Source organism: Actinophytocola sp. KF-1, from assembly GCF_054661535.1.
Map to the genome: position 1 here is coordinate 696,899 of NZ_BAAFVK010000003.1, position 25,352 is coordinate 722,250.

Consider the following 25,352-nt stretch of genomic DNA (forward strand, 5'->3'; position numbering starts at 1 on the left):
GTGCTGAAGCGCCCGACACCACACCGAACAACCCGCAAGGCGACACGCCCTGACCCGAAAACCCCCGGGCGCGCAACGCCCGTGCCCGCGAAGCGGGCCTCCGCCCGCACCCCTGAGAGCCAGGCGCGGCCGGAAGTGATAACCGGTCCTCCATCACACCGACGCCACAACGCGCACCGCCCCACCGCAAAGTCCCGCCCCGAAAGGGAACCTCAACGACGGCGGGGACCGAACCGCAACCCGAAGTCCACCGCCGCGATGGTGAGGAACGGCCGGTACGGGCTGAGCCACCCCAGTGGCCCGTCCACCCGCCAGTTCCCCCGCGCGAGGTGAACACGACCGGTGGCACGCAACGGTGTCCGGGCCGGCGCCGCGTTCAACGTCTGCCAGATCGTGCCGCGCAGCGGGATCGGCAGGCGCACTCCCGCACGCCCGGCCTTCACCCGTGCCTCGGCCACGAGCGCGCCGTCGACGCGGGCCGCGCCGTGGAACACCGGCTCGTGGGTCATCTCGAAGTCGGCCATTTCCTTCGGGATGCCCCACAGCTCGCGGCCGCCCGCCCTGGACGCTGCGCTGTCGACCCAGATGTCCGTGATGGACAGTCCGGGTGCGGCACCGCGGTGGACGAGTGGTGCGGCCAGGAACTCGTGGTACGGCAGCAGGCCACCCGGCTGGTAGTCGACGAACCCGGTCGCGACCACCGACTTGCCCAGCACCGACACCGGGCGCACCCCGGCCGGCAGCGGCGGCAGCGCCCTGGTCGGCACCAGCCACAGTGCCACGTACCCGAGGCCCTGCAGGTCCCACGGTTCCGGCGGGTACGACGTCATCGTGCTCCTCCCATCGGCAGGCGCAGCGCGGCCGGCGCCGTCGCGGGCACCACCGGGTTCCGCGGCGGCACCGGGGTCAGCCGTTCGTAGGCGGCGCCCAGCGGCGGCCTGGGATCCGCCTCGCCCTTGTTGGGCCACAGCGACATCGCGCGTTCGGCCTGTGCGGTGATGGTGAGCGCCGGGTTGACGCCCAGGTTCGCCGAGATGGTCGACCCGTCCACGACGTGCAGGCCCTCGTGGCCGAACAGGCGGTGGTACGGGTCGACGACCCCGGTCTCCGGCGACGTCCCGATCGGGCACCCCCCGATGAAGTGCCCGGTGAGCGGGATGTTCGCCAGGTCGGTCCACGCGCCGCCGGGGATGCCGTCGATCTTCTCCGCCATCCGGCGCGCGACGTCGTGGCCCGCGGGGATCCACACCGGGTTCGGCTCGCCGATCCCCTGCTTCGTGGTCATCTTCCTGCGGCCGAGCAGCCCGCGCCTGGTGTACGTGGTGAGCGAGTTGTCGAGGCTCTGCATGACGAGCAGCCCGATCGACCGTTCCGACCAGCGGCGCGGCAGGAGCAGCCTGCCGAGGTCGCGGCGGCGGCGCACCATCTCGCGCAGGCCCAGCACCCAGCGGCGCCTGCCGGTCTCCGGGTCGACGAGCACCGTCATGAGCAGGCCCATGATGTTGCTGCCCCGGCCGTAGCGCACGTTCTCGACGTGCGTGGCCGGGTCCGGGTACATCGACGACGTGATGGCGACGCCGACGGAGTGGTCGACCCCGTCGGTGCGGGTCTTGACACCCAGCACCGCCTCGGAGTTGGTGCGGGCGAGCGTGCCGAGCCTGCCGGAGATGCCGGGCAGGCTGCCGCGGTCCCGCAACCGGTGCAGGAGCCGTTGCGTGCCGAGGGAAGCGGCGGCGAACACGACCTGGTCGGCGGTGAACGTCCGCGTGCGGACCCCACCGGTCCGTCGCGTGTGGACGACATAACCACCGCCCGGCCGCGGCCGCACGTCCGTGGCGGTGGTCAGCGGGTGCACCTCCGCGCCCGCCCGCTCCGCCAGGTACAGGTAGTTCTTGACGAGCGTGTTCTTCGCGCCCTGCCGGCAGCCCGTCATGCACGAACCGCAGTGCGTGCAGCCGGTCCGCGACGGGCCCGCACCGCCGAAGAACGGGTCGGCCGCCGCCCTGCCCGGTCCGTCGCCGAAGAACACGCCGACGTCGGTGGGGCGGAACGTGCCGCCGACGCCGAGGTCCCCGGCGACCGCGCCGAGCACGCGGTCCGCCGGGGTGACCATGGGGTACCGGGTCACGCCCAGCATCCGCTTCGCCTGGTCGTAGCACGGCGCCAGCTCGGCACGCCAGTCGGTGATGTCCGCCCACTGCGGGTCGCGGTAGAACCGCTCGGGCGGCTCGTACAGGGTATTCGCGTACACGAGCGACCCGCCGCCGACCCCGGCGCCCGCGAGCACGAGAACGTTGCGCAGCAACGTGATCCGCTGGATGCCGTAGCACCCGAGCGCGGGCGCCCACAGGTAGTCGCGCACCCGCCAGCTGGTCTTCGCGAACTCCTCGTCCGCGAACCGCCTGCCGGCCTCCAGCACGCCGACGCGGTACCCCTTCTCGGTCAGCCGCAACGCGGTGACGCTGCCACCGAAGCCCGAACCGATCACCAGCACGTCATAGTGCATCCGCGCGCTCCCTGCCGCTCCCGGTCCCGACGACCGCGTACTCGGCGACGTCCAGGCGGGCCGTGCGCTTGCGGTACTCACGCACCAGGCCGGGCCAGTTCGTCGTGATCCGGCCGTTCTCCTCGCGGTACCAGCTGTCGCACCCGGCCCACACGCTGCGGCCGAGCCGGTCGCGCATCTCCGTGTCGAACCGGTCCGCCGCGGTCCGCTTCACGTCCACATAGGACCCGGGGTGCCGCGCGAGCAGCCGGACCAGGTCGCGGATGTAGCCGAACTGGCCCTCCATCATCGCGATGATCGAGTTGCCGCCCAGGTTGGTGTTGGGGCCGTAGACCAGGAACATGTTGGGGAAACCGGGCACGGTGATGCCGAGGTGCGCGCGGGCGCCGTCGGCCCACTCCTCGTTCAGGTCGCGGCCCGCCAGCCCGCGGATCGCCATCGGCGCCAGGAAGTCGGTCGCGGTGAACCCGGTGCCGTAGATCAGCACGTCGGCCTCGTGCAGCCGCCCGTCGGCGGTGCGCACCCCGTCCCGGGTGACCTCGGTGATCCGGTCGGTGACCACGTCGACGTTGGCCTGGTTGAGCGCCGGGTACCAGTCGTTGGAGAAGAGGACCCGCTTGCACCCGATGCGGTAGTCCGGCAGGAGCCGGGTCCGCAGGCCCGCGTCGGGGACCTGGACGCGCAGGTGCAAGCGGAAGATCAGGTCGAGCAGCCTGCCGAGCGGCAGCCACGCGGTGAGCGCGGTCGTCAGCAGTTCGCCGATGCCGAACGTGGCGCCCCGGCCCACCTGCTGGCTCGCGGGCAGCGCGGTGAACATCCGGTGGTGCCACGGCCGGTAGGCGCGGTCGGGCTTGGGCACGACGTAGGGCGCGGACCGCTGGAACACCGTGACGTGCGCGGCCGACGGCTGGATGCGGGGCACGAACTGGATCGCGCTGGCGCCGGTGCCGATCACGGCGACGCGCTTGCCGGTCAGGTCGACGTCGTGGTCCCAGCGCGCCGAGTGGAACGCGGGGCCGGTGAAGGTGCCCGCGCCGGGCAGGTCGGGCACGACCGGCCGCGACAGCTGGCCGACGGCCGGGATCAGCACGTCGGCGGTGACGGTCCCGCCGCCCGCGACGTCGACCCGCCACACGCCGCGGCTCTCGTCGAACGCCGCGCCGGTCACCTCGGCGCCGAACCGCACCCGGTCCAGCACGCCCTCCGCCGCGGCGGTCCTGCGCAGGTAGGCGAGGATGTCGGGCTGCTCGGAGTAGCGGCGCGGCCAGGTCCGGTTCGGTGCGAACGAGTAGGAGTACAGCGAGGACGGCACGTCGCAGGCCGCGCCGGGGTAGGTGTTGTCGCGCCACACCCCGCCCAGGTCGGCGGCCTTCTCGAGGATCGTGACGTCGGTGCACCCGGCTCGGCGCAGCACGCAGGCGACGCCGATGCCGCCGAAGCCCGCGCCGATGACGACGACGGACGGTGTCGAAGTGCTGACCACGGCGACGACGCTAGGGGGTCGGCGGGTGGCCGGCCAGACAAGAGCGGCCAGCCGATCCATAATTCCGGCCATGACGTCTTTGGCCGAGTCCGCGGTCCGGCACTGGGACTTCCCGCGCGGGGTCGCCGGGGTGAGCGTGCTGGTGCGGTTCGGCGTCCGCCACGGGCTGTCCGAGCAGGCGCTGCTCGCGGGCAGCGGCCTCACCACCGCCCAGCTCGGCGACCCGGGCGTCGAGGTCGAGGCACGGCAGGAGCTGGCGGTGGTCCGCAACCTGGCGACGGCGCTGCCCGACTCGGGGGTGGCGGCGGGCCGCGAGTACCACGCGACGACGTTCGGCATCCTCGGCTTCGCGTTCCTGTCCAGCCCGACGATGCGCGACGCGGTCGCGGTCGCGCTGCGGTACTACGACCTCAGCTTCGCGTTCAGCATCCCCGAGGTGACCGTGGCCGACGGCCGGGTCCGGCTCGCGCTCGACGACCGGCTGCTGCCCGCCGACGTGGCCCGCTTCCTCGTCGAACGGGACCTGGCCGCGATCCACACGGTCGTCGACGAGCTGCTGCCGGGCGAGGTGCCGATGACCGGGCTCGCGTTCCGCTTCGCCGAACCCGCCGAGACCGGCCAGTACGAGCAGACCTTCGGCCTGCGGCCCGCGTTCGGCGCGCCCGCCAACGCGGCCACGTTCGACGCCGCGTTCCTCGACGAGCCGCTGCCGCTCGCGAACGCGCACACGGTCGCGATGTGCGAGGCGCAGTGCCGGGACCTCGTCGCGCGGCGCCGGGCCAGGACCGGCACCGCGCACGAGGTCCGCGAGCTGCTGACCCGCATCGGCGCGCTCGGGTCGCCGATGACGGCGGTCGCGCGCGAGCTGAACCTGAGCACCCGCACCCTGCGGCGCAGGCTCGAGGAGGAGGGCACGAGCTTCCGCGCCCTGCTCGACGAGGTGCGGGAGGCGCTCGCGGAGGAGCTGCTCACGATGGGCGCGGTCCCGGTGGAGGACGTCGCGGTCCGGCTCGGCTACGCGGAGGCGTCCAGCTTCATCCACGCGTTCAAGCGCTGGAAGGGCGTGACCCCGACCGCGTACGTGCGGCAGCGCGCCCGGTAGGTCAGCAGGCGGACACGGGACCGTCGTGGTGGGTGCCTGCCAGGCCCACCACCGTCAGGTCGGTCAGCGCGGCCCCGGCGCCACGCCGGACGTAGCACGAGTAGCGGTGCCGGTTGATCACCTCGAGGTGGATGTGCGCGCCGGTGTCCCCGTTGACCTGGTAGCAGGACGAGTACCGGAACCGCCCGGTCTGGCCGAGCCTGGTCCACGGGCCGACGACCGCGCCCACGGTGATCGCGGCGGGTTTCGCGTCCACGTGCATGACGTCGGCGCGGGCCAGCACCTCGCCGGTCGTGCCGTCGACGGCCTCCAGCCCGATGCGATACCCGCCGTCCGCGAGGTTGCCGGTCGCGCAGCCGGGCCGCACGGTGACCACGCGCACGGTCACGGGGTGCCCCGCGCCGGTCTTCGTGCCGAACGGCGACACCACGGTGGCGCCGGGCAGCTGGTAGATGTCGACGGACCAGTCGTTGAGGTAGCCCCAGTTGGAGAAGACGCGGTGGTGGGTAGCGGGCGGGGACACCCCGAACCGGTCCCACACCGACGATCCCTGGATCGGCGGGTAGACGTTCACCGTGTCCGGGGTGGGATGGGCGGCTGCCTGCGGGGTGATCATGCCGAGCCCCGCCACCGCCACGACCGCTGTGACCGCCAGCCGGCGGACGCTCTTCGCGAAGTCCATGGGACTCATGCCAGCACCCCGGCTCGGCCCGCGCATCGGTCGAACGACCGATGGGGCGGAGATCGCGCGTCCGGACCCGGGCGGCGGGTAGCGTTCCGCGCGTGACCGTGGTGGTGGGCGTGGACGGCGCGGGGCGGACCCACCGCCTGCGCGCGCTCCTCGCCGCCGCGGGGACCGGCTGGTGGTTCACCGGCGTGGACGGGCTGGCCGCGGCACGCGGCGGGCTCGTCGTGGTCGACGACGCGCACCGGCTCGACGCGGCGGCACTGCGTGCGCTCACCGCCGCCGGCCGCGCCGGCACCCGGCTCGCGATCGCCCGCCGCCCCACCGTCACCAGCCAGGAGCTGGCCGAACTCGACGAGGTCGCGGCGGCCGACGGCGTCGAGGTGCTGGCGCCGCTGGACGTCGACGGGGTGGCCGCGCTGCTGGCGGCGGTGACGGGCAAGCCGGTGTCCCCGGACGTCGCCGCGCGCGTGCGCGAGGAGTCGGGCGGCATGCCGGTCGTGGTGGCGCTGTCACGCGACCGGGACGCGCTGCTCGCCAGGACGCAGCGCGTCTTCGCCCGGCTGCCGGAGCACGTGCGCGCGGTGGCGCGGCTGCTGGCGCTGCGCATCGACCTGCCGGACGAGGTGCTGGGCGACGCGATGCCCGCACTGCGCGAGGCGGGCCTCCTCGTGCCGGGCCGCGCGCGGATGATCCCCGCGCTGGCGGACCTGGCACTCGCCGAGCTGTCGCCGCCGGAACGGCGGTCCCTGCACGACACCGCGGCCCGGGCGATGCTCGCCGCGGGCGCCGACCCGGTGACGACCGCGACCCAGCTGCGGGCGGCCCGCATCCGGACGCCTGCCGCGGCGCGGGTGTACCTGCTGGCGGGTGAGCAGACCCGGTTCACCGACCCCGCTACCGCGCTGTCGTGGTTCGACGACGCCGCCGACGCGGGCGCGGACCAGGCGGCCGTGGCGCCCGGGAGGGCCGAGGCGGCGACGCTGCTCGGGCTGGCGGTGGACGTGGCACCGGGCACGGGACGGCTCGCGCTGGCCGCGGGGGCGGCGGCGGCACACGACGGCCGCGCGGCCCGGGGCGCGGCCGCCCTGGTGACCGCGCCCCCGCCGGGCCCGGTGCTGGCCGTCCCGCTGCTCGTGGCCACCGGCCGCCTCGACGAGGCCCGTGCCACCGCGGGCACGGCGGCCCCCGGGCCGCTGTCCCGGTTCGCGTCCGCCGCGGTGGTCGCCGCGGCGGACGTGACGGCGGCGGTCCCGCTGCTCATCGAGGCGGCCGAGGACGTCGAGCGCGCCGCGCCCGTCGCCGTCCTCCCCGACACCCCGCACGCGATCGGGGCGATCGTCGCCGTCGCCGCGGGTGACCTCGGCACCGCCGAACACCTGCTGACCCGCGCGCTCACCGCCGGCATCGGCGGCCCGGCAGGCGAGGAACGTCACCGGCTGCTGCTCGCGTGGGCCCGCATGCGCGCGGGCCGCTACGACACCGCGCTCGCCGAACTGCGCCGGGACACCGGGCTCCCCGGCCGGGAACGCCTGCTGCGGGCGGCGATCACCGCGGGCATCGCGCGCCGCCGGGGGGACATCGCCGGGCTGCACGCCGTCTGGGACACCGTCGAACCGGTGCTGGCCCGCCAGGCGGTCGACCTCTGGCAGCTGGAGGCCGTCGAGGAACTGCTGGTCGCGGCCGCCCGGTTGCGGCACCGCCGCCGCGTCGAGCCGGTGCTCGCCGCGCTCGACGAGGTCGTCCCGCCCGCGTGGCGGCCCGCGCTCGGCTGGCTGCGGGTGCAGGTGGCGATCGCCGACAACGACCACGAAGCCGTTGCCGCCCAACGGATCCCGGGCGTGCTGGGGGAAGCGGCGGCGATGTGGGCGACCGTGCTGGCCGGTGGTGCCGTCGCGCCGGACGCGGTCACCGACGTCACCGAACGGCTCGCGGACCGGCAGCTGCCGTGGGAGGCGTCGCGCCTCGCCGGCCAGGCCGCGATCACCTCCACCGACCCGGCCGCGGCGCGCAGGCTCCTCGAACGCGCCCGCGAGTTCGCCGAACCCGACAAGTCCGTGAGCGCCGAGGCGAGCGGCCTGTCCGAACGGGAACTCGACGTCGCCCGCATGGTCGTCGCCGGGAGCACGCACCGGGAGATCGGCGCGCAGCTCTACATCTCCCCCAAGACCGTGGAACACCACGTCGCGCGCATCAGGAGCAAGCTCGGCGCCACCTCGCGCGCCGAACTGCTGGCCATGCTGCGGGACGTCGTCGCCGAGTGACCGGGTGATCGCGGACCGAGACATTCGGTCACCCCCGACACGTCCGCCCCGATCCACCGATCTACCCCCTAGCGGCCCCCTCCAGTGACGGGGGTCTCCCCGATGTCCGCACGGGGCCTCCCGCCGCACTCTGGTGTCACGCCCGGAACGCAAGGGCCGCAGCCGATCCAGGAGGTAGCAATGACCGTCAACGTGAGCGAAGCCCTGCGGGACTTCATCCACAACCTGATGACCGACCGGCAGTTCGCCGGCAACTACGCGGAGGACCCGCAGGGCATGCTCGCGGCCCAGGGCGTGACCGACCACGACCTGTCCGGTGTGGACGTGAACGCCGCGGTGCGCGACGTGTGCGCCGACCCGTCGGTGCCCGCCGAGGCCCGCACCGCGGTGCAGAACAGCGGTCCGCCGCCGTCGAGCGGCGCGTCGCACTCGGTGGACAGCGTGGTCCAGCACCTGAACCACATCACCTACGCCACCTACGAGGGCGACGACTACATCACCAACCTCATCGACCAGTCCGTCGACAACAGCGTGGACGTCAGCGGCCCGGTGTTCGGCGACCTCGACGTCGTGACCGGCGAGAAGGGCCAGATCATCGACGGCCCGAACTTCGGCAACGCCAACACCGGCGACGGGGCGGTGCAGGCGGGACGGGACGCCGAAGGCGTCAACACCGGCATCAACACGGGCATCAACGCGGGCGGCGACGTCGAGGACGCGGTGGTGGGCGACGGCAACCAGACCGCGCAGGTCGACGGGAGCGCCGACGGGTCGGTGTTCAACTTCGGCGACGGCGACGTCACCAACCTCGGCAACGCCGACGTCGAGGACTCGGCCGTGTCCTTCGGGGAGGGCGACGCGACCAACCTGTCCGACGTCACCGTCGACGACGGGTCGGCGATCGCGGTGGGCGGCAGCGCCAGTGGCTCGAACGTCGAGGACAACGACACGACGGTCGTGACCACGGTGGAGGACAACGACACCACCGTCAACGACAACGACACGACGATCGAGGACAACGACACCACGGTCACCTCGGTGCAGGACAACGACACGGTCATCGCCGACAACGACGTGGCCGTCGCGGGCGACGACCAGCTCGCCGTCCAGTAGTTCCTGGGACACCCCCAGCACCCCGAGCCACACCCACCAGCGCGCAGGCCGGTCGGGCCGCAAGGCCCGCACCGGCCGCGCGCGTATGCCGATCCGGGAGAGTCCCCGATGACGAGAGCAGCGACCACGACAGCGCCCCCGGCGGGGCAGGCAGCGCGCGCGGGCGAGCTGGTCGACCTCGGCCTGCGGGCCTGCGAGGCGTTCGGCAGACCGGACCTCGCGGCCCGGCTGACCGCCGTCCGCGCGCGCCTGGCCGACCCGGTGTCGTACGTCGTGGTCGCGGGTGAGTTCAAGCAGGGCAAGTCGTCCCTGGTGAACGCGCTCGTCGGCGCGCCGGTGTGCCCGGTCGACGACGACGCGGCCACCGCCGTCCCCACGTTCGTGCGGCACGGCGACGAGGCGAGCGCCGAGCTGGTGTGGCAGGGCGAGGAGCGGCGGCACGAACCGATCGCGCTGCCCGACGTGCGGGCGCACGTGGTCGAGAGCGGCACGCGCGACGAGCGGGTGGCCGGGGTGGAGATCCGCATCCCCAGGGCGATCCTCGCGAGCGGGCTGGTCCTCGTGGACACCCCCGGGATCGGCGGGCTCGGGTCCGCGCACGCGGCGGCGAGCCTCGCCGCGATCTCCATGGCGGACGCGGTCCTGTTCGTCACGAGCGCCGCACAGGAGCTGACCCGCAGCGAGGTGGACTTCCTGCGCCGCGCGCGCAGGCTGTGCCCGACGGTGGCGTGCGTGCTCACCAAGACCGACTTCTACCCGGCGTGGCGCCGGATCCGCGAGCTGGACGACGCGCACCTGACCGCGGCCACCGGTCAGGAGATCCCGCTGGTCGCGGTGTCGTCGGCACTGCGGGCCCGCGCGGTGAAGAACAGCGACGCGGGCCTGAACGCCGAGTCCGGCTACCCCGGGCTGATCGAGTTCGTGCGCGACCTCGTCGGTGGCTCCGCCGAGCAGCGGCTCGCGACCGACGCGGCGGCGGAGGTGGCGGCCCTGTGCGACCAGCTCGAGACGTCGTTCGCCGCCGAACGGGCCGCGCTCGCCGACCCGGCCGCCGCGCAGCGGGTGGTCGACGAGCTGACCGCGGTGAAGGCACACGTCGAACAGCTCAAGACCACGGCGGCCCGGTGGCACCAGACGCTCAACGACGGCATCGCCGACCTCACCTCGGACATCGACCACGACCTGAAGTCCCGCATCCGGGCGGTGACCGCGGCGGCCGACGAGGCCATCGACGACAGCGACCCCGCCGACACGTGGGCGGAGATGGGGTCGTGGCTGCAGTCGAAGACCGCGGAGGAGCTGCTGTCGAACTACGAGCTGCTGCGCGACCGCGCGACCGAGCTGTCCGAGCGGGTCGGCGAGCACTTCCACGCGGCGTCCGGGGTGGCGCCACTCGGCCCCACCGTGCACGACCCGACGCCGCTCGCGGCCGGTGCGGTCGGCGAGGACCTGGACCTGAAGAAGATGCGCGTGGTCAAGCAGGCGATGGTCGCGTTGAAGAGCGCGTACGGCAGCGCCGTCATGTTCTCCCTTCTGGGCAGCATGGTCGGCATCGTCCTCGGTCCGATCGGCGTCGGGATCGGCCTCGTGCTCGGGCATCGTGGCCTCCGCGAGGAGAAGAAGCGACAGGTCCAGAAGAGACGGACGGAGGCCCGCAACGCCGTGCGCCGGTACTGCGACAAGGTCACGTTCGTCGCGGCCAAGGACTCCCGCGACACGCTCCGCCGGGTGCAACGCGAACTGCGCGACCACTACACGGCGCTGGCCGAGGAGCTGAACCGCTCGAACGCGGCCGCGCTCGCCGCGGCCACCGAGGCCGCGAACCGCACGCAGACCGACCGCGCCAAGCGCCTGAAGGACGTCGACGCCGAACTGGAGCGGATCCGCAAGCTCCGCACGCGTGCCGAGGCGGTCGCTCGATGAGACTCACCGACCGGACACGAACCGTGCTGGCGCACGGCATCGAGGTGTACCGCGGCACCCCGCACGCCGCCCGGTTCGCGGCCCTGCGTGACCGGCTCGACCAGCCGTTGCGGGTCGCCGTCGCGGGCCGGGTGAAGGCGGGCAAGTCGACGCTGCTCAACGCGCTCGTCGGCGAACGGCTCGCACCCACCGACGCGGGCGAGTGCACCAGGATCGTCACCTGGTACCGGGACGGGCACACCTACCAGGTGCGCGCCCAGGTCGGCCGCGAGCAGAAGCAGCTGCGGTTCGCCCGCGAAGACGACCGGCTCGACATCGACCTCGGCGGGCTGCGCGCCGAGGACGTCGACGAGCTGGTGGTGACGTGGCCCGCGCAGGCCCTGCGCGCGGTGACGCTCGTGGACACCCCGGGCATCGGCTCGCTGACCGAGTCGGCGGCACGCCGGACGTGGGACCTGCTGGTGCCCGACGAGGAGGAGACGCCCGCGGACGCGGTCGTCTACCTGATGCGCCACCTGCACGCGGGGGACGTCGAGTTCCTGCGGGCGTTCCACGACTCCGAGGTGTCCCGGCCGAGCCCCGTCAACGCGATCGGCGTGCTGTCGCGTGCCGACGAGATCGCGGTGGGGCGGCTGGACTCGATGGCGTCGGCGCGCCGGGTCGCGGCGCGGCTCGGCGCCGACCCGAACGTGCGGCGGCTGGTGCAGTCGGTGATCCCGGTGGCGGGGCTGCTCGCGGAGACCGCGGTGACGTTGACCGAGGAGGAGGTCGCGCGGCTGCGCCGGATCGCGGACCTGCCGGTGAAGGAGGCCGAGGAGCTGCTGCTGTCGGCCGACCGGTTCGTCTCGTCGAAGCCGGAGCTGGGTCTGACCGAGCTGGAACGCACGGCGCTGCTGACGCGGTTCGGCGTGTTCGGGGTGCGGCTCGCGAGCACCATGCTGCGCCGCGGCGTCGCGGAGAAGGCGAGCGAGCTGGCGACCGAACTGGCCGACCGCAGCGGTCTCGTGCAGTTGCAGGAGTTGTTGCGGTCGCTGTTCTTCGAGCGGCGTGACGTCCTCAAGTGCCGGTCGGCGCTGCTCGCGGTCGCCGACATCACCCGCGGCTGGGCGCGGCCGGGTTCGGAACGGCTCGCCGCCGAGGTCGAGGAGGTCGTCGCGTCCGCGCACCCGTTCAACGAGCTGCGTGTCCTGTCCGGCCTGCGTGCCGGCTGGGTGCCCGGCAAGGACGAGGTGCTCGACGACCTGGAACGCGTGATCGGCGGTGCGGGCGGCGCGGCACACCAACGGCTGCGGCTGCCCGCCGACGCGGACGGCGCCGAGCTGGGCGCCGCCGCCACCACCGCGCTCGAGCGCTGGCAGCGCCGCGCGGAAAGTCCCATGACCGGCTACGAGATGGCGGTCGCCGCTCGCGTGGCGGTCCGTTCGTGCGAGGGCATGCTCGCCGACCTCGCCCACCCCCGTTAGGAGTTTTCGCGATGTACGCACTGGGCATCGACCTGGGCACCACCTACACGGCGGCGGCGATCTGGCGCGACGGCCGCGCCGAGATCGTCTCGCTGGGCGACCGGACCGCCGCCATCCCGTCCGTGGTCCTGCTGCGGGAGGACGAGACGTTCCTGACCGGCGAGGCCGCGAACCGGCGGGGCCTGACCGAGCCGAACCGCGTCGCGCGGGAGTTCAAGCGGCGGGTCGGCGACACCACCCCGATCATGCTCGGCGGCACACCGCACTCGGCGGAGTCGCTCATGTCCCGGCTCCTGCGCGCGGCGGTCGAGGAGGTCGTGAAACGGGAAGGCGGCCCGCCTGCGCGCGTGTGCGTGTCGCACCCGGCGAACTGGGGCCCGTACAAGATCGACCTGCTGGGGCAGGCGGTGCGCATGGCGGACCTGCCGACGGCCGTGTTCACGACCGAGCCGGAGGCCGCCGCCACCCACTACGCGCAGGAACAGCGCCTCGGCGTCGGCGCGGTGGTCGCGGTCTACGACCTCGGCGGCGGCACGTTCGACGCGGCCGTCCTCCGCCGCACCCCGGCCGGGTTCACCATCCTCGGCAAGCCGGAGGGCATCGAACGCCTGGGCGGCATCGACTTCGACGCGGCGGTCTTCAACCACGTCCGCACCGCACTGGGCGGCAAGCTGGACGACCTGGACGAGGACGACCCGGCCGCCGTCGCCGCCGTGGCCCGGCTGCGCGAGGAATGCGTGCAGGCCAAGGAAGCGCTGTCGGCCGACACGGACACCACCATTCCGGTGCTGCTGCCGTCGGTGACCACGGACGTGCGGCTCACGCGGGGTGAGTTCGAGTCGATGGTGCGTCCCGCGTTGCACGGATCGATCGAGGCGCTGCGGCGGGCGGTGCGGTCGGCCGGGTGCACGCCGGAGCAGCTGCATTCGGTGCTGCTGGTCGGCGGCTCGTCGCGGATGCCCATCGTGGGGCAGCTGGTGAGCGCCGAACTGGGCAGGCCGGTCGCGGTGGACACACACCCGAAGCACGCGGTCGCCTTGGGGGCGGCGTGGCGCGCGGGGCTGGCGTGGCGGGGCGGGGCCGCGGGCCCGGCCGCCCGCGGCGGCGCGATGGCAGGCGGCCCCGCGATGGGCGCGGGCTCGGCCGCGGGAGGACCGCGGGAACCGGCAAACCCAGCAGCGCCCACCATGCGCACGGCAGCCGCGGCGGCCGCAGCCGGCGCTCCTGACCTTCCGGCGACCGGCGCGGGAACGAGCGCGCCGACGCCGGACGGGGCACGCTTCACGGCCGGCGCGGGCCACCCGGCGGGCGCCACCGGGGAGCCAGGCCCGGGCACGGGCCGGGCACCCGTGGCGGACCCGGCGACCACCCGGGCCGCGAACCCAGCGGCCGGTGCGCGACCGGCGGCGGCTCCGCGCGGCCCCGGACGTCCCGCCGATCAGGGCACCTGGTCCGGGCAACCCGCCGGCCGTGCGCCCGCCGCCGGTGTCCGGCCCGCGGAGCCGATCAGCCCGCCGTCCACCCCCGAACCGGACCGGCGCAAGCGGCTCATGGCGATCGGCGTCGCCGGTGCGGTGGTGGCGCTCCTGGCCGGTGGCGGCGCGGCACTCGCGATCGTCAACGGCAAGAGCGACGACAACGGCGCCCGGCCCGTGGCGAGTTCCTCGTCGACCACCGTGCCCACCACGGCGAACTCCCTGCTGCCGCCGGACGAGCAGTGCACCGACGCGATCATGAGCAACCCCAGCTGGGTGTGCCTCACGTCCGCGGTGGTCGCCGACGGCAGGCTCACGATCCAGTACGTCAGCGACGGTGGCGCCCTCAGCGTCGACGGCGGCAAGCACCTGCACATCTACGGCGGTGACGGCACCACCCCGTCCGACCGGATCATGGGGCACCAGGTGCCGGAGTCCGAGCAGGGCACGTGGTACGTCGAGGACCGGCGGCCGTCCGTCGTCGACGTCACCGACCAGCGGTACGTCACCGCGGTCGGGGACGCGCCCAAGGTGTGCGCCCGCATCGCCACCGCCGACCACGTGCTCGTCAAGGCCACCGACGGCAGCTACCGCACGGGCAACTGCGTCCCGGTCACCCGGTCCGCGGTCACCACGACCGAGGCCCCGGCCCCGCCGCCGCGCACGAACCGTCCACACCAGACACACCACGAGACGACGACCACCGAGACCACGACCACCACGTGGGACACGACCACGACGGAACCGACCCCGGACAGCGAACCCCCCGCCCCGACCTCGCAACCGGAGAACTGACCGGAAAACGCCCTGGGCGGCGCCTTCGGCCGAAGGCGCCGCCCGGGGGGCGGGTCAGTCCAGGTGGGGCTCGTCGTCCTCGTCGTCGTCCTCGTCGTCCTCGTCGACGTCGAGCGGGAGGCCGGGGACCGGGGGTTCCCGGGTGACCACGACGTCCGCGGGCCACTCCGGCGCCGGGTCGTCCACCGGTTCCGGCGCGTCGTCCGCGTCGGGTGCGTACGCCGGCACCTCCGGGCCCGGGTCCGCCGCGCCCGCGCCGAAGTCCAGCTCCGCCGGGTCGCTCCAGTCCTCGGCCGGCGCCGCCACGTCGAGGTGCTCGCCGAAGGCGTCCTCGCCCACCGGGTCCGCGCCCGTCAGCAGGTCGAACCAGTCCGCAGGCACCTCGGGGCCGGGCACCGGGCCGTGCGCGGCCACGTGCGGGGCCAGCGCCGACGCCACCTCGACCGGCGCGGTGTCGGCGTACGCCACCACCGCCTCGGAGACCAGTGCCGACGGCAGGTCCGGGTGCCCGTTCGCGGCGAGGTAACCCGACGGGTCGGCGCCGTACGCCTGCCGTGCCGCGGCGTCGCCGACGAGGTCGGCGAGCAGGTCACGGAGGGGGCGGGCGGCCATGCCCCCACTGTAGAAGAACCCGGCGTGCCCCGGCGTCGGGGAAACCCCCCACGAGACCCCCGGGGCACGTGGCGGGCGCGACGACGTCGGGTGTGGTCGCGCCCGCCACCGGGCTCAGCGCACGCCGGAGCCGACCTCCGGGGCCGCGCGCAGGAAACGGGCGACCGCCGCCGCCCGGTCCAGGCTGGTGGGCGGGACCTCCAGCACGTCGGAGATCCAGTTCCGCCAGTAGGGGCTCGGGATCCGCTTGCCGCGCTCCCACCGCGCCACCTGCCTGCGGTTCACACCGTCGTTGCCCGACACCTCGGCCAGTCGTTCCGCCAGCGCGACCTGGGTGAGACCGCGCCGGTGGCGCAGCTCGCGGATGACGTCGCCGACCGGCGCACCGAACGGGTTGTCGACCATGATCAATTCATCGCCTCACATACGATCTCGTGCACGGGTGCTCTCGTTACGCCCCGGTTATCGGCACGAGGCCGAGCGACAGTTACCCCAAGTGCTCATCTCATCGCGCAAAGTGCTACCTGATTGATCCGTTGGTAGTAGCCGACGTCCTCGTTGGGATGTTCCGCACCCACACCCGGTGGTGCCAGACTGGCCCGCCGTGGGGGCGGACAGCAACGGCGGAGAGCGGCGGCGCGTGGCGCGTGAGCTGCACGACAAGGTCGCGCACGCGCTCGGCGTCGCGCTGAACAGCCTGGAACTGCACGAGGTCTACCTCGACCGCGACCCGTCACGGGCGCGGCGGGAACTGGGGGTCGCCCGGCACGCGGTGCGCGGCGCGCTCCGCGTGGTCCAGGACCTGTCGGCGGACCTGCGCGGCCGCGCGGTGCCGGGCAGCGTCGACCACGCGCTGCGCGACTACCTGCGGATGGTGGCCGCGCCCGCCGTCGACTGGTCGGTCACCGTGCGGGGTGACGAGCGGACGCTCGCCCCGGACCTGCGCGACGACCTGTACCTGGTCCTGCGCGAGGCGGCCAGGAACGCGCTGATCCACTCCGCCGCGCGGCACCTCACGATCACCGTCACCGTCCGCGCGGACGCCGTGCACGGGACCGTCACCGACGACGGGCACGGCTTCGACCCGGGCGCGCACCCCGCGAGCGGCGGCCTCACCGCGATGCGCGAACGGGCCGAGGCGCACGGCGGATCACTGACCGTGTCGAGCACGGCGGGCGCCGGGACGGTCGTGCAGGTGCACGTGCCGCGCCACCATGGCGCCTGACCAGCCGTGATCGTTCTCACCCTCCGAAACTTTCAGCCGGGTGGCCCTCCCCGTCCGTGACGGGATCTGCTTACCTTGTCCGGTAGCGGAGCGCAGCGGTGTGTCAGCGGAGAGTCGGGGTACCACCACCGGTGAAAGGAGCAACGAGATCGGCAGATGCTGGGACAGACTCTCACCCTGGCGACTCCCACCGAGGAGGGCTCGATGAACGGAGCCCCGAGCGGAACGGCGCCCACCCGGTCGGCTGACGCGACGATCTCGATCGTGCTCGTCGACGACCACACCCTGTTCCGCGACGGGTTGTCCGCGATCCTGTCGCTGGAGCACGACTTCGAGGTCGTCGGCGAGGCGGGGGACGCGCAGGAGGGCATCGCCGTGGTCGGCGAGCGCAGGCCGGACGTGCTGCTGCTGGACGTGGAGATGCCACGTCACCAGGTGCAGCGGACGGTGCCGCAGTTCCTGCGGGTGTCACCGAAGACGCGGATCGTCGTGCTCACCATGTACGACGACCCGCAGCTGGCGAACCAGCTGATCTGCCTCGGCGCGCGGGCGTACCTGGTGAAGAGCGCCACCCGCGCCGAACTGGTCTCGGTGATCCGCGGGGTGTGCACCGACGAACAGCGGGCCGTGGTGTCGATGTCGCGCCGCGGTTTCGGGCAGCTCGACGACACCCAGGCGCCGCCGCTGACCCGACGGCAGACGGAGATCCTGTGGCTCGCCGCGCAGGCGCTGAGCAACGCGCAGATCGCCGATCGCCTCTACATCGCGGAGAGCACGGTCAAACGGCACCTCACCAAGATCTACGCACAGCTCGGCGCGGTGTCCAGAGTGGACGCCATCAACAAGGCGCGCGCGGCCGTGCTGATCCCGTCGGTCGAGACGGTGTGGGAGGACGCGAGCCGCCAGAATCGTTGATATTTCACCGATCTGCCCGGAAACTGGCCCCCTTCCGGACCGCCCGCCGGCCTGACATCCTGGGTTCCGCCGACGGTTGGGGGTGACGAGATGGCGCCGGAAGCAGGGCCGGCCGCCCTCGCGCCGCTGTCAAGGGGTGATCCCCGTTGACCATCGGTACGGCCACGGTCGCGACCGCCCTCGTGGTCGCGTCGAGCGCGCTGTTCGCGACGCCGGTCCCCGTGCCGTCGGGCCCCGGATCCGGCAGGTCACCCGCCCGGGTGGCCGCCGGATCCGGGGTGGTCGTGAACGAGTTCGCGCCGGGCGTGTACGTCGAGCTGCGCAACACCTCCTCGTCCACAGTGGACATCGGTGGGTACCACCTGTGGCTGTGCGGGCCGGACGGCCTGGCCACCGAGCTGCGGGTGGGTCTCGGCCGGCCGCTCGACGCGGGCGCGTTCTACCTCGTCGCGTCCTCGTCGTACACCGGCGCCCCGGCCGACCAGACCTACCGCGGGCCGCTGCCCGGCGGCGGCGCGGTGCTGCTCGACCGGGACTTCACGTGGACCGACGGCACCGCCGTGGTCGCGGACTCCCCCTGTGGCGAGGGCACGCCCGCGCCCGCGTGCCCGCTCGCCGCCACCGCCCGCGACGTGCGCAGCACCGACACCGGCGACAACGTGGCGGACTTCTCCTGCCGCGACCGCTCCCCGGGCGAGACGAACCCGTGACGTCACAGCCACTTGCGGCGTGCGGCCTGCGCGCCGGCCTGGAAGCGGGTGGCGGCGTCCAGGCGGGCGAGGATGCGCTCGACCCGCCTGCCCACGGTCCGCATGCTGGTCCGCAGGTTCCGCGCGATCGCCTCGTCCTTGAACCCGGCGCCCAGCAGCGCGAGCACCCGGGCCTCCTCTGTGGACAGTTCGCCGGGGACCGCGCCGCCGATCGGGTGCGCCCGGTCCCAGAACGCCTCGAACAACGCGATCAGCGCGTCGAGCAGGCCGGACGTGCGGATGATCGCGACGCTCTCGGTGGCGTGGGCGTCGGTGGTCAGCGACACCCGCGCCGCCCCGCGGTCCACGATCATCAGCTTCAGCGGCAGCGCGGGCAGCGTGCGCGACCGCTCCCCCAGCTCGGCCAGCCGCCGCACGGTGTCGAACTTCGCGGGCGCGGCGAGGGCGTCCGCGCTGTACACGACCCGCAACGCGACCCCGCGTTCGAGGATCGGCAGCTCGGCGGCCACCTCGTCGAAGTCCGCCGGCACGGCGTACGGCGGCCGTTCGAACGCCATGATCTCGGTCGTCGCGCCCTCGTACAGCTCCATCGTCGCGCGGTAGATGTCCGGCGCGCCGGTCACCACCTCCACCAGCTGCTCGGGGTGGGCACGCAACCTGCCGATCCGGAAGTCGGCGGCGAGGTCCGCGGCACCGGCCCGGACCGCCTGCAGTTCGGCCGCACGCCGGTGCACCAGCGCCGCGAGCGCGGGCTCCGGGTCGTTCGGGGTGTGCCCGTCCTCGGTCCGCCGCACCAGCCCCAGCTCGGCGAGCCGCGCCAGCGCGGACCCGACACTGGCCGCCGGGGCGTCCACAATGGACGCCAAGGCGTCCGGTGCGGCACCCGGCGCACGCAGTAGGGCCCGGTACACGCGCTCGTCGAACTCGTCGACGCCGACCGCTCGCAACACCGCCGTCACCTCCGCCGGGTGGCGAGATCAGGCGATGCCAGACCTCGCCACTCCCTGCTCTGGACGAAAGATCGTCGCCCCCCGTTCACTTTAGTCACGTTGAGTCGTAACGGACTCTTTCCCCGTGACGGAGCGGAGCCGACGATGAAGACCAGGACCCTCGCCCTCATCGCCACCACGCTCGTGGCTGCCACCGCACAACCACTCGCCGATTCCCCGCGTGCGACAGCCGACACCGGCTCCGCACCCGCTGTCGCCGTCACCCACCGGGTGACACTGGTGACCGGCGACAGCGTCGAGTACACCGATTCCGGTGGCGGGCACCGGAGTGTGGCGGTGCGCGCGGCACCACGCCCCGGCGGCGCGCCGGTGACGTTCGAGGTGCTCGGCGACCGCGACGACTACTACGTGATCCCCTCCGACGCCGAACCGCACCTCGTCTCCGGTCTGGTGGACCGGTCCCTGTTCGACGTGGCCGACCTGGTCCGCGACGGCCTCGACGACGCGCGGTCCGGCGCGCTGCCGGTGATCGTCGACTACCCCGGCAGCGTCGGGCGACGTGCGCTGACCGGCAGGGCGGACGCACTGCCCGGCGTGGCGCGGGTCGTGCCCGTGGCCACGACCGGCACGGCGGGTGTCGAGGTCGACCGCCGGCGTGCCGCCGACTTCTGGGCGGCGGTCACCCGGCGGCCCGGGATCGCCCGGCTCGCGCTCGACCGCACGGTCCGCCCGGTGCTGGACCAGAGCGTGCCCATGATCGGCGCGCCGCGGGCGTGGGCGGCGGGGCTCGACGGCACGGGGGTGACCGTCGGCGTCGTCGACACCGGCGTCGACCTCGGCCACCCCGACCTCGCGGGCGTGGTCACCGCGTCCGCGAACTTCACCGAGGAACCGGACGTCACCGACGGGTCCGGGCACGGCACGCACGTGGCGTCCACCATCGCCGGGTCCGGCGCGGCGGCGGCAGGCCGGTACAAGGGTGTCGCGCCGGGCGCGAAACTGGTGGTGGCCAAGGTGTTCGACGCCAGCGAGAGCGCGACGGAGACGCAGGTGATGGCCGGCATGGAGTGGGCGGCGACGCACGGTGCGCGGATCGTGAACCTGAGCCTCGGCGGCGCGCCGACCGACGGCACCGACCCGATCAGCGCGCTCGTCGACGAACTCACCGCGCGGACCGGCGCGTTGTTCGTGGTGGCGTCGGGAAATCTCGGCGGTGACCGGTCGGTGACGAGCCCCGGCGCCGCGACCACCGCGCTGACCGTCGGCGCGGTGGACAAGCGGGACGTGCTCGCCGAGTTCTCCGGCAAGGGCCCCCGGCTCGGCGACGCCGCGGTGAAGCCGGAGATCGTGGCGCCCGGCGTCGCCATCGCGGCCGCCCGCGCGGCGGGCACGGCGATGGGCAGCCCGGTCGACGAGCACTACACGGCGGCGTCCGGCACGTCCATGGCGACACCGCACGTGGCGGGCGCGGCGGCGATCCTCGCGCAGCAGCACCCGGACTGGCCCGCGGCCCGGCTCAAGGACGCGCTCGTCAGCACCGCGCACGATGTCGGCAGGCAGTGGTACGAGCAGGGCGCAGGCCGCGTCGACGTCGGCACGGCGACCGGCAGCACCGTGACCGGGACCGGCACGCTCGCGCTCGGCGAGCTGGCGGCCACGCCCGTCACCGGAACCGTGCGGTACGGCAACGACGGCACGAGCCCCGTGACGCTCCGGCTCACGCTCGCGGTCCGCGGCTGGAACGGCCTGCCCGCACCGGCGGGCGCGGTCCGCCTCGACGCGACCGCGGTGACCGTCCCGGCGGGCGCCGAGGCGGCCGTCGCGGTGACGGTCGACCCCGCGCTCGGCGAGAGCGGCGCGTACGGCGGGGTGCTCACGGCGACGTCCGACGACGGCGCGGTCGCGCTGCGCACCCCGGTCAGCTACTACAAGCCGACGCCGACCGGCCCGATCACCGTGCGGATGCGCGACTCGGCGGGCAACCCGGTCACGAACCGGTTCGCGGCCGTGTTCAACGAGGCCGCGGGGGCGGGCAACGACCCGCTCGGCCCGGACCCGCTGCGGATCGTGCCGCTGGACACGGCGTCCGAGGTGCCGCGCGGCACCTACTCGGTGTCCGGCACGGTCCGCGAGGACACCCTGACGCGGCACCGCTGGACGGCGTTGTCCGCCACCGAGGTACCCGTGACCGGCGCCGACGCCGTGGTCCGGCTCGACGCGCGGGACGCGGTCCCGGTCGGCGTGACCACCCCGACCCCGACGGAACAACGCGACCGGACCGTCGCGCTGCGCAGGCACCTGCCCGGTGTCGCGACGTTCGTGGAGTGGCAGTTCGTGATCGGCGCGGACGCCACCTACGAGGTGTACGCGACCCCGGCCGCGCCCGCCCGCCGCGGCACGGTGTCCTTCCAGGACTACTGGACGCTCGCCGACCGCCAGGTGTCGCTGCGCGTGCGGGGCGGCGAGTTCCTCGACCCGCTCTACGACACGAGCACGATCGGCCGTGTCCCGCCCGGGAACCGCACGCTGCCGCTCGTGTTCGCGGGCGACGGCACGGCGGAGGACGTCGCGGCCGCCGACGTCCGCGGCAAGCTCGCGCTGGTCGCGGTGCCCGATCCGGGCGCGGTCGCCAACCCGGCCGCGGTGGCGGCACAGGCCGCCCGGGCCGCCGCGGACACCCTCGCCGACGCGGGCAGCGCGGGCGTGGTGACCTACGTCGACGTGCCGGGCGCGCTGCCGATCGCGGGCCTGCCCACCACGCCGGTCCCCCAGTTCGCGCTGGGCCACGCCGAAGGCGCGCGCCTGCGTGCCCGCGCCGGGAAGGGACCGGTCGCCATGGACCTTGCCGTGCGGTCGCCGAGGTTCATGTACAACCTGAGCTACTTCGACGACAACGGCATCCCGGCGGCGCACGTGCGGCCGGTCGACCTGGACGCGCTGGTGCCGGTGGCGACCGCGTACCACGCCGACCGCGCGGACGTCGGGTTCGCCAAGCAGTGGACGGCCTACCCGCCGGTGCCCGGCAGCCTCGCCCAGCGCAGGACGACGTGGACCGGGCCCGCCCGGTGGACGGAGTACGTCGGGCCCGCCGACCCGCGGGTGGCGTGGCAGCGCAGGACCACCCAGAGCGTGCCCGGCGCGGACCTGACCATGTTCGCGGAGAACGTGTTCCGGCCGGGCGAGCCGCGCAGGTCCGAGGAGCGCTGGTTCGCGGCGCCGCTGCGCAACGGTGCGCTGGCACTGCAACCGGACCACCCGGTGCTCGTCCCCGCGACGACGGGGCCGGGGTGGGTGCGCCAGTGCGCGTTCTGCCGCGGCGGGACGAGCCAGGACCGGTTCGTCCCGGCACTGCACTGGATGGACTCCGCCGCGGGGCATTTCGTCACCATCTGGCAGAACGGTCAGCAGTACTTCACGACCACGGCCACGCGGCTGTACCGGGACGGGAAGGAGGTGCCGCCCGACGCGTCGGACCCGTACCGGACCTTCCCGGTCTACACCCTGTCCGCGACACCGGCGAGGTACCGGCTCACCATGGTCGACACGTTCCCCGCCACGCAGCGCGGCGGTCCGAGCCTCGCGCTGTACCGCCTGGCGCCGAAGACCGAGACGACGTGGGAGTTCACGTCACGCCGCCCGACCGGCACGGTGCCGCCCGGGTACGGCTGCGCGAACCGGTGCGCGGTCCAGCCGCTGATCCAGCTCGACGCGCAGCTGGGGCTCGACCTCGACAACACGGCTCCGCCCGGTGCGTTCCGGTTCGTGCTGAACGCCGGTCACCGGCCCGGCGCGGACGGCGCCGCCGACCTGGTGAACGCGCTCGTGAGCTACTCGGCCGACGACGGTGTCACGTGGCGGCAGGCGCCGGTGACGAAGGCCGGTCCCGGCCGGTACCTCGTCTCCGTCACCAACCCGGCGAGCGGGTACGTGTGGCTGCGGACCCGGGTGTGGGACACCGCGGGCAACTGGGTCGAGCAGACCACGCACCGCGCGTACGCCGTGCGGTAGCGGCACACGGGTGTGGGCGGACCGGAGGAGCAGTTCCGGTCCGCCCACGCGGGCTGCCATGGTCGGGGGCTGGGGTTCGGGTCAGTGACGGTGTCCCGAACCCCCTCCGGCGTCCACCGGAGCGATGGCAGCCCGGGCCCGGTGTGTCAGTTCAGCTCGCCGGGGCTGCGGACCAGGAGCTTGAAGTCCATCCGGTTGTTGTTCGTGTCCTGGGCGAGGACGTTGCGGCCGTACGCCGCGTTGAACACGTCCGCGGCCGCGGGCTGCGGCGTCAGCGGCTGGCCCTCCAGCGGGGTGGTCGCCGCCGGCGAGAACGCGACCCCGTCGATCTTGATGCCGCCCGGGTTGAACAGCGCGACACCGCCGTTGGCCGGGATGTCGACCGTGATCACCCCGGGCAGGCTGACCGGGCCACCGGTGAACGCCTGGCTGCCGATCGTCAGGAGGGTCTCCTCCGCGGGCCCGGCACCCAGTGGCAGCAGCGTCGCGCCCTCGGGGAGGAACACGGTCTGCAGCACGGTGTTGTTGCTCGAGTAGATCTGGAGGTACCAGCCGGACAGGTCGACCTGCTCGACGCGGCTCGGGTTGGCGAGCTCGATGAACTGGTCCATCGAACCACCGGCACCTCTGGTCTGGACCTCGTTGATCACCACCTGGCCCTGCTGCTGCACGGCGGCGTCGTCGGCCGGCTCCGCGTTCGCGGCGGGGAGGGCGGCGAGGCAGGCACCCGCGGCGATCGCGAGGCACGCCAGTACTCGGCGCATGGGGAGTTCCTTTCGGTTGCGTGGGTTGACTTTCCGGGCCACCGGCGCCTGCCGGCGACCCTCGTCAAGACTCCTCGCAACCGACCACCGAACGAAAGCGGCCAATCACTGGCCGTCAACCGCCGTTGTGTCCACTCAGGACTGTTCGAGCAGGGCGCGGGTCGGCTCGTGCCGGACCTCGCCCGCGTGCGTCACGCAGCAGCCCGCGACGATCTCGTCGTCGAAATCGGGCACCAGCTCGTCGCCGGAACGCATGAGCAGCAACAGGTTCACGACGTTCGTGCTGTAGAGCTGGCTCGCCTGCGCGGGCAGCTGGCTCGGCACGTTCGCGCCGCCCCAGACCGTGGCGCCGCCGATCGCGACCTCCTCGCCCGGCTTCGCGCCCTCGACGTTGCCGCCGGACTCGGCGGCCAGGTCCACCACGACCGAACCGGGACGCATGGCGGCCACCATCTCCGCCGTCACCAGCAGCGGCGCGGTCCGTCCCGGGACGGCCGCCGTCGTGATCAGCACGTCGGCGTCGGCGACGTGCGGGGCCAGCAGCTCCCGCTGCTGCCGGGAGCGTTCCTCGGTCATCTCCCGCGCGTAGCCACCCGCGCCCTCCAGCGGCGGCAGGCCGAGGTCGACGAACTCGGCGCCGAGGCTGCGCACCTCCTCGGCGGACGCGGCCCGCACGTCGTAGGCCTTCACGACCGCGCCGAGACGGCGGGACGTCGCGATCGCCTGCAGCCCGGCGACCCCCGCGCCCAGCACGAGCACCGTCGCGGGCCGGATCGTGCCGGACGCGGTCATCGACAACGGCATGAGCCTCGGCAACCGCTCGGCGGCGACGATCGCGGCGCGGTACCCGGCGACGAAAGCCTGCGACGACAGGGCGTCCATGGTCTGCGCGCGCGAGATGCGCGGCACCAGCTCCATGGACAGCGCGGTGTGCCCGGCGTCGCGCAGCGCACGCACCAGGTCCAGTTCCTGCGCGGGCGGGAGGAAGGAGAGCGTGATGGCGCCCGGCGCGAGCTCCTCGACGCGGTACGCGGGCAGCGGCTGCACCGACAGCACCACCCCGGCACCACGCACCGCGTCCGCGGCGACGGAAGCCCCCGCCTGCCGGTAGTCCTCGTCCGGGAAACCCGCCGCGGTGCCGGCGCCCGGCTCGACCACGACCTCCCCGGCAACGTCGGCAACGCGCGACACCAGACCGGGCACGAGCGCGACCCTGCGCTCCCCCGGCCGGGTCTCGCCAACCACGGCGATCTTCACGGTTCGCACGATAGCCCATGCATTGCCGATCACAGGGTTCCTTCCACCGTTCGGCGGACCCGGCACGCGTCCGCCGGGGATAACGTGGCGGCCTGTGAACAG

19 protein-coding genes are annotated in these 25,352 nt (G+C 73.9%); 10 read left to right on the forward strand and 9 right to left on the reverse strand.

Annotation, left to right across the window (positions count from 1 at the left end):
• Positions 1-212: 212 nt before the first annotated feature.
• The 3 genes from ACYQ77_RS12930 to ACYQ77_RS12940 are packed head-to-tail and all read right to left on the reverse strand — an operon-like array spanning position 213 to position 3,989.
• On the reverse strand, positions 213-830 hold the full coding sequence (locus ACYQ77_RS12930) for an acetoacetate decarboxylase family protein (RefSeq protein WP_459710699.1): 618 nt from the start codon (positions 828-830) through the stop codon (positions 213-215).
• Positions 827-2,506 (reverse strand): GMC oxidoreductase, encoded by a 1,680-nt coding sequence (locus tag ACYQ77_RS12935; protein ID WP_459710701.1) that lies wholly within the window; start codon positions 2,504-2,506, stop codon positions 827-829. Before ACYQ77_RS12935 ends, ACYQ77_RS12930 begins: the two co-directional genes overlap by 4 nt.
• Entirely contained in the window at positions 2,496-3,989 is a 1,494-nt protein-coding gene (locus tag ACYQ77_RS12940; RefSeq protein ID WP_459710703.1) for a flavin-containing monooxygenase, read from the reverse strand. Before ACYQ77_RS12940 ends, ACYQ77_RS12935 begins: the two co-directional genes overlap by 11 nt.
• A gap of 70 nt (positions 3,990-4,059) precedes the next feature.
• Between ACYQ77_RS12940 and ACYQ77_RS12945 the strand changes: the two genes are divergently transcribed.
• On the forward strand, positions 4,060-5,091 hold the full coding sequence (locus ACYQ77_RS12945; protein ID WP_459710705.1) for an AraC family transcriptional regulator: 1,032 nt from the start codon (positions 4,060-4,062) through the stop codon (positions 5,089-5,091).
• Position 5,092: 1 nt separating this feature from the next.
• Here the strand turns inward: ACYQ77_RS12945 and ACYQ77_RS12950 are convergent, their stop codons facing one another.
• The gene (locus tag ACYQ77_RS12950) at positions 5,093-5,782 is read right to left on the reverse strand and encodes a hypothetical protein (protein WP_459710707.1); all 690 of its coding nucleotides are present in this window, start codon (positions 5,780-5,782) and stop codon (positions 5,093-5,095) included.
• Between the two features lie 92 nt (positions 5,783-5,874).
• Here ACYQ77_RS12950 and ACYQ77_RS12955 point away from each other — a divergent pair, with 92 nt between their 5' ends.
• From ACYQ77_RS12955 to ACYQ77_RS12975, 5 genes are all read left to right on the forward strand, one after another.
• On the forward strand, positions 5,875-8,040 hold the full coding sequence (locus ACYQ77_RS12955) for a helix-turn-helix transcriptional regulator (protein WP_459710709.1): 2,166 nt from the start codon (positions 5,875-5,877) through the stop codon (positions 8,038-8,040).
• A 180-nt stretch (positions 8,041-8,220) separates the two neighbouring features.
• A complete protein-coding gene (locus tag ACYQ77_RS12960) occupies positions 8,221-9,153 on the forward strand; it encodes a hypothetical protein (RefSeq protein WP_459710710.1) in 933 nt (310 codons plus the stop codon).
• A 108-nt stretch (positions 9,154-9,261) separates the two neighbouring features.
• Complete coding sequence (locus tag ACYQ77_RS12965; RefSeq protein WP_459710712.1) at positions 9,262-11,076, forward strand: dynamin family protein; 1,815 nt, start codon at positions 9,262-9,264, stop codon at positions 11,074-11,076.
• Positions 11,073-12,539 carry a dynamin family protein gene (locus tag ACYQ77_RS12970; RefSeq protein WP_459710714.1) on the forward strand — a complete coding sequence of 489 codons (1,467 nt, stop codon included), beginning with the start codon at positions 11,073-11,075 and terminating at the stop codon, positions 12,537-12,539. Before ACYQ77_RS12965 ends, ACYQ77_RS12970 begins: the two co-directional genes overlap by 4 nt.
• Positions 12,540-12,550: 11 nt before the next feature.
• Positions 12,551-14,809, forward strand: a complete 2,259-nt coding sequence (locus ACYQ77_RS12975) for an Hsp70 family protein (RefSeq protein WP_459710716.1) — start codon at positions 12,551-12,553, stop codon at positions 14,807-14,809.
• A gap of 54 nt (positions 14,810-14,863) precedes the next feature.
• Here the strand turns inward: ACYQ77_RS12975 and ACYQ77_RS12980 are convergent, their stop codons facing one another.
• Both ACYQ77_RS12980 and ACYQ77_RS12985 read right to left on the reverse strand, forming a co-directional pair.
• Positions 14,864-15,421 (reverse strand): hypothetical protein, encoded by a 558-nt coding sequence (locus ACYQ77_RS12980; RefSeq protein ID WP_459710718.1) that lies wholly within the window; start codon positions 15,419-15,421, stop codon positions 14,864-14,866.
• 114 nt (positions 15,422-15,535) lie between these two features.
• A complete protein-coding gene (locus tag ACYQ77_RS12985; protein ID WP_459710720.1) occupies positions 15,536-15,826 on the reverse strand; it encodes a helix-turn-helix transcriptional regulator in 291 nt (96 codons plus the stop codon).
• 199 nt (positions 15,827-16,025) lie between these two features.
• Here ACYQ77_RS12985 and ACYQ77_RS12990 point away from each other — a divergent pair, with 199 nt between their 5' ends.
• The 3 genes from ACYQ77_RS12990 (at position 16,026) to ACYQ77_RS13000 (ending at position 18,271) form a co-directional block, all read left to right on the forward strand.
• Positions 16,026-16,646, forward strand: coding sequence for a sensor histidine kinase (locus ACYQ77_RS12990; RefSeq protein ID WP_459710721.1), 621 nt, complete (start codon positions 16,026-16,028; stop codon positions 16,644-16,646).
• A 204-nt stretch (positions 16,647-16,850) separates the two neighbouring features.
• Positions 16,851-17,561 (forward strand): response regulator transcription factor, encoded by a 711-nt coding sequence (locus tag ACYQ77_RS12995; protein WP_459710723.1) that lies wholly within the window; start codon positions 16,851-16,853, stop codon positions 17,559-17,561.
• Positions 17,562-17,707: 146 nt separating this feature from the next.
• Positions 17,708-18,271, forward strand: coding sequence for a hypothetical protein (locus tag ACYQ77_RS13000; protein ID WP_459710725.1), 564 nt, complete (start codon positions 17,708-17,710; stop codon positions 18,269-18,271).
• Between the two features lie 2 nt (positions 18,272-18,273).
• On the opposite strand, the gene ACYQ77_RS13005 is transcribed toward ACYQ77_RS13000, so the two are convergent.
• Positions 18,274-19,221, reverse strand: a complete 948-nt coding sequence (locus tag ACYQ77_RS13005; protein WP_459710727.1) for a helix-turn-helix domain-containing protein — start codon at positions 19,219-19,221, stop codon at positions 18,274-18,276.
• Between the two features lie 144 nt (positions 19,222-19,365).
• Between ACYQ77_RS13005 and ACYQ77_RS13010 the strand changes: the two genes are divergently transcribed.
• Positions 19,366-23,229 carry a S8 family serine peptidase gene (locus tag ACYQ77_RS13010; protein ID WP_459710729.1) on the forward strand — a complete coding sequence of 1,288 codons (3,864 nt, stop codon included), beginning with the start codon at positions 19,366-19,368 and terminating at the stop codon, positions 23,227-23,229.
• Positions 23,230-23,375: 146 nt separating this feature from the next.
• Here the strand turns inward: ACYQ77_RS13010 and ACYQ77_RS13015 are convergent, their stop codons facing one another.
• Positions 23,376-23,993, reverse strand: coding sequence for a lamin tail domain-containing protein (locus tag ACYQ77_RS13015; protein WP_459710731.1), 618 nt, complete (start codon positions 23,991-23,993; stop codon positions 23,376-23,378).
• Between the two features lie 135 nt (positions 23,994-24,128).
• Complete coding sequence (locus ACYQ77_RS13020; protein ID WP_459710733.1) at positions 24,129-25,250, reverse strand: NAD(P) transhydrogenase subunit alpha; 1,122 nt, start codon at positions 25,248-25,250, stop codon at positions 24,129-24,131.
• Between the last annotated feature and the right edge of the window lie 102 nt (positions 25,251-25,352).

Coding starts and splice junctions, on each gene's coding strand:
- ACYQ77_RS12930 (WP_459710699.1), bottom strand. CDS start 830: ATGACGTCGTACCCGCCGGAACCGTGGGACCTGCAGGGCCTCGGGTAC.
- ACYQ77_RS12935 (WP_459710701.1), bottom strand. CDS start 2,506: ATGCACTATGACGTGCTGGTGATCGGTTCGGGCTTCGGTGGCAGCGTC.
- ACYQ77_RS12945 (WP_459710705.1), top strand. CDS start 4,060: ATGACGTCTTTGGCCGAGTCCGCGGTCCGGCACTGGGACTTCCCGCGC.
- ACYQ77_RS12950 (WP_459710707.1), bottom strand. CDS start 5,782: ATGAGTCCCATGGACTTCGCGAAGAGCGTCCGCCGGCTGGCGGTCACA.
- ACYQ77_RS12960 (WP_459710710.1), top strand. CDS start 8,221: ATGACCGTCAACGTGAGCGAAGCCCTGCGGGACTTCATCCACAACCTG.
- ACYQ77_RS12965 (WP_459710712.1), top strand. CDS start 9,262: ATGACGAGAGCAGCGACCACGACAGCGCCCCCGGCGGGGCAGGCAGCG.
- ACYQ77_RS12970 (WP_459710714.1), top strand. CDS start 11,073: ATGAGACTCACCGACCGGACACGAACCGTGCTGGCGCACGGCATCGAG.
- ACYQ77_RS12975 (WP_459710716.1), top strand. CDS start 12,551: ATGTACGCACTGGGCATCGACCTGGGCACCACCTACACGGCGGCGGCG.
- ACYQ77_RS12980 (WP_459710718.1), bottom strand. CDS start 15,421: ATGGCCGCCCGCCCCCTCCGTGACCTGCTCGCCGACCTCGTCGGCGAC.
- ACYQ77_RS12985 (WP_459710720.1), bottom strand. CDS start 15,826: ATGGTCGACAACCCGTTCGGTGCGCCGGTCGGCGACGTCATCCGCGAG.
- ACYQ77_RS12995 (WP_459710723.1), top strand. CDS start 16,851: ATGAACGGAGCCCCGAGCGGAACGGCGCCCACCCGGTCGGCTGACGCG.
- ACYQ77_RS13010 (WP_459710729.1), top strand. CDS start 19,366: ATGAAGACCAGGACCCTCGCCCTCATCGCCACCACGCTCGTGGCTGCC.
- ACYQ77_RS13015 (WP_459710731.1), bottom strand. CDS start 23,993: ATGCGCCGAGTACTGGCGTGCCTCGCGATCGCCGCGGGTGCCTGCCTC.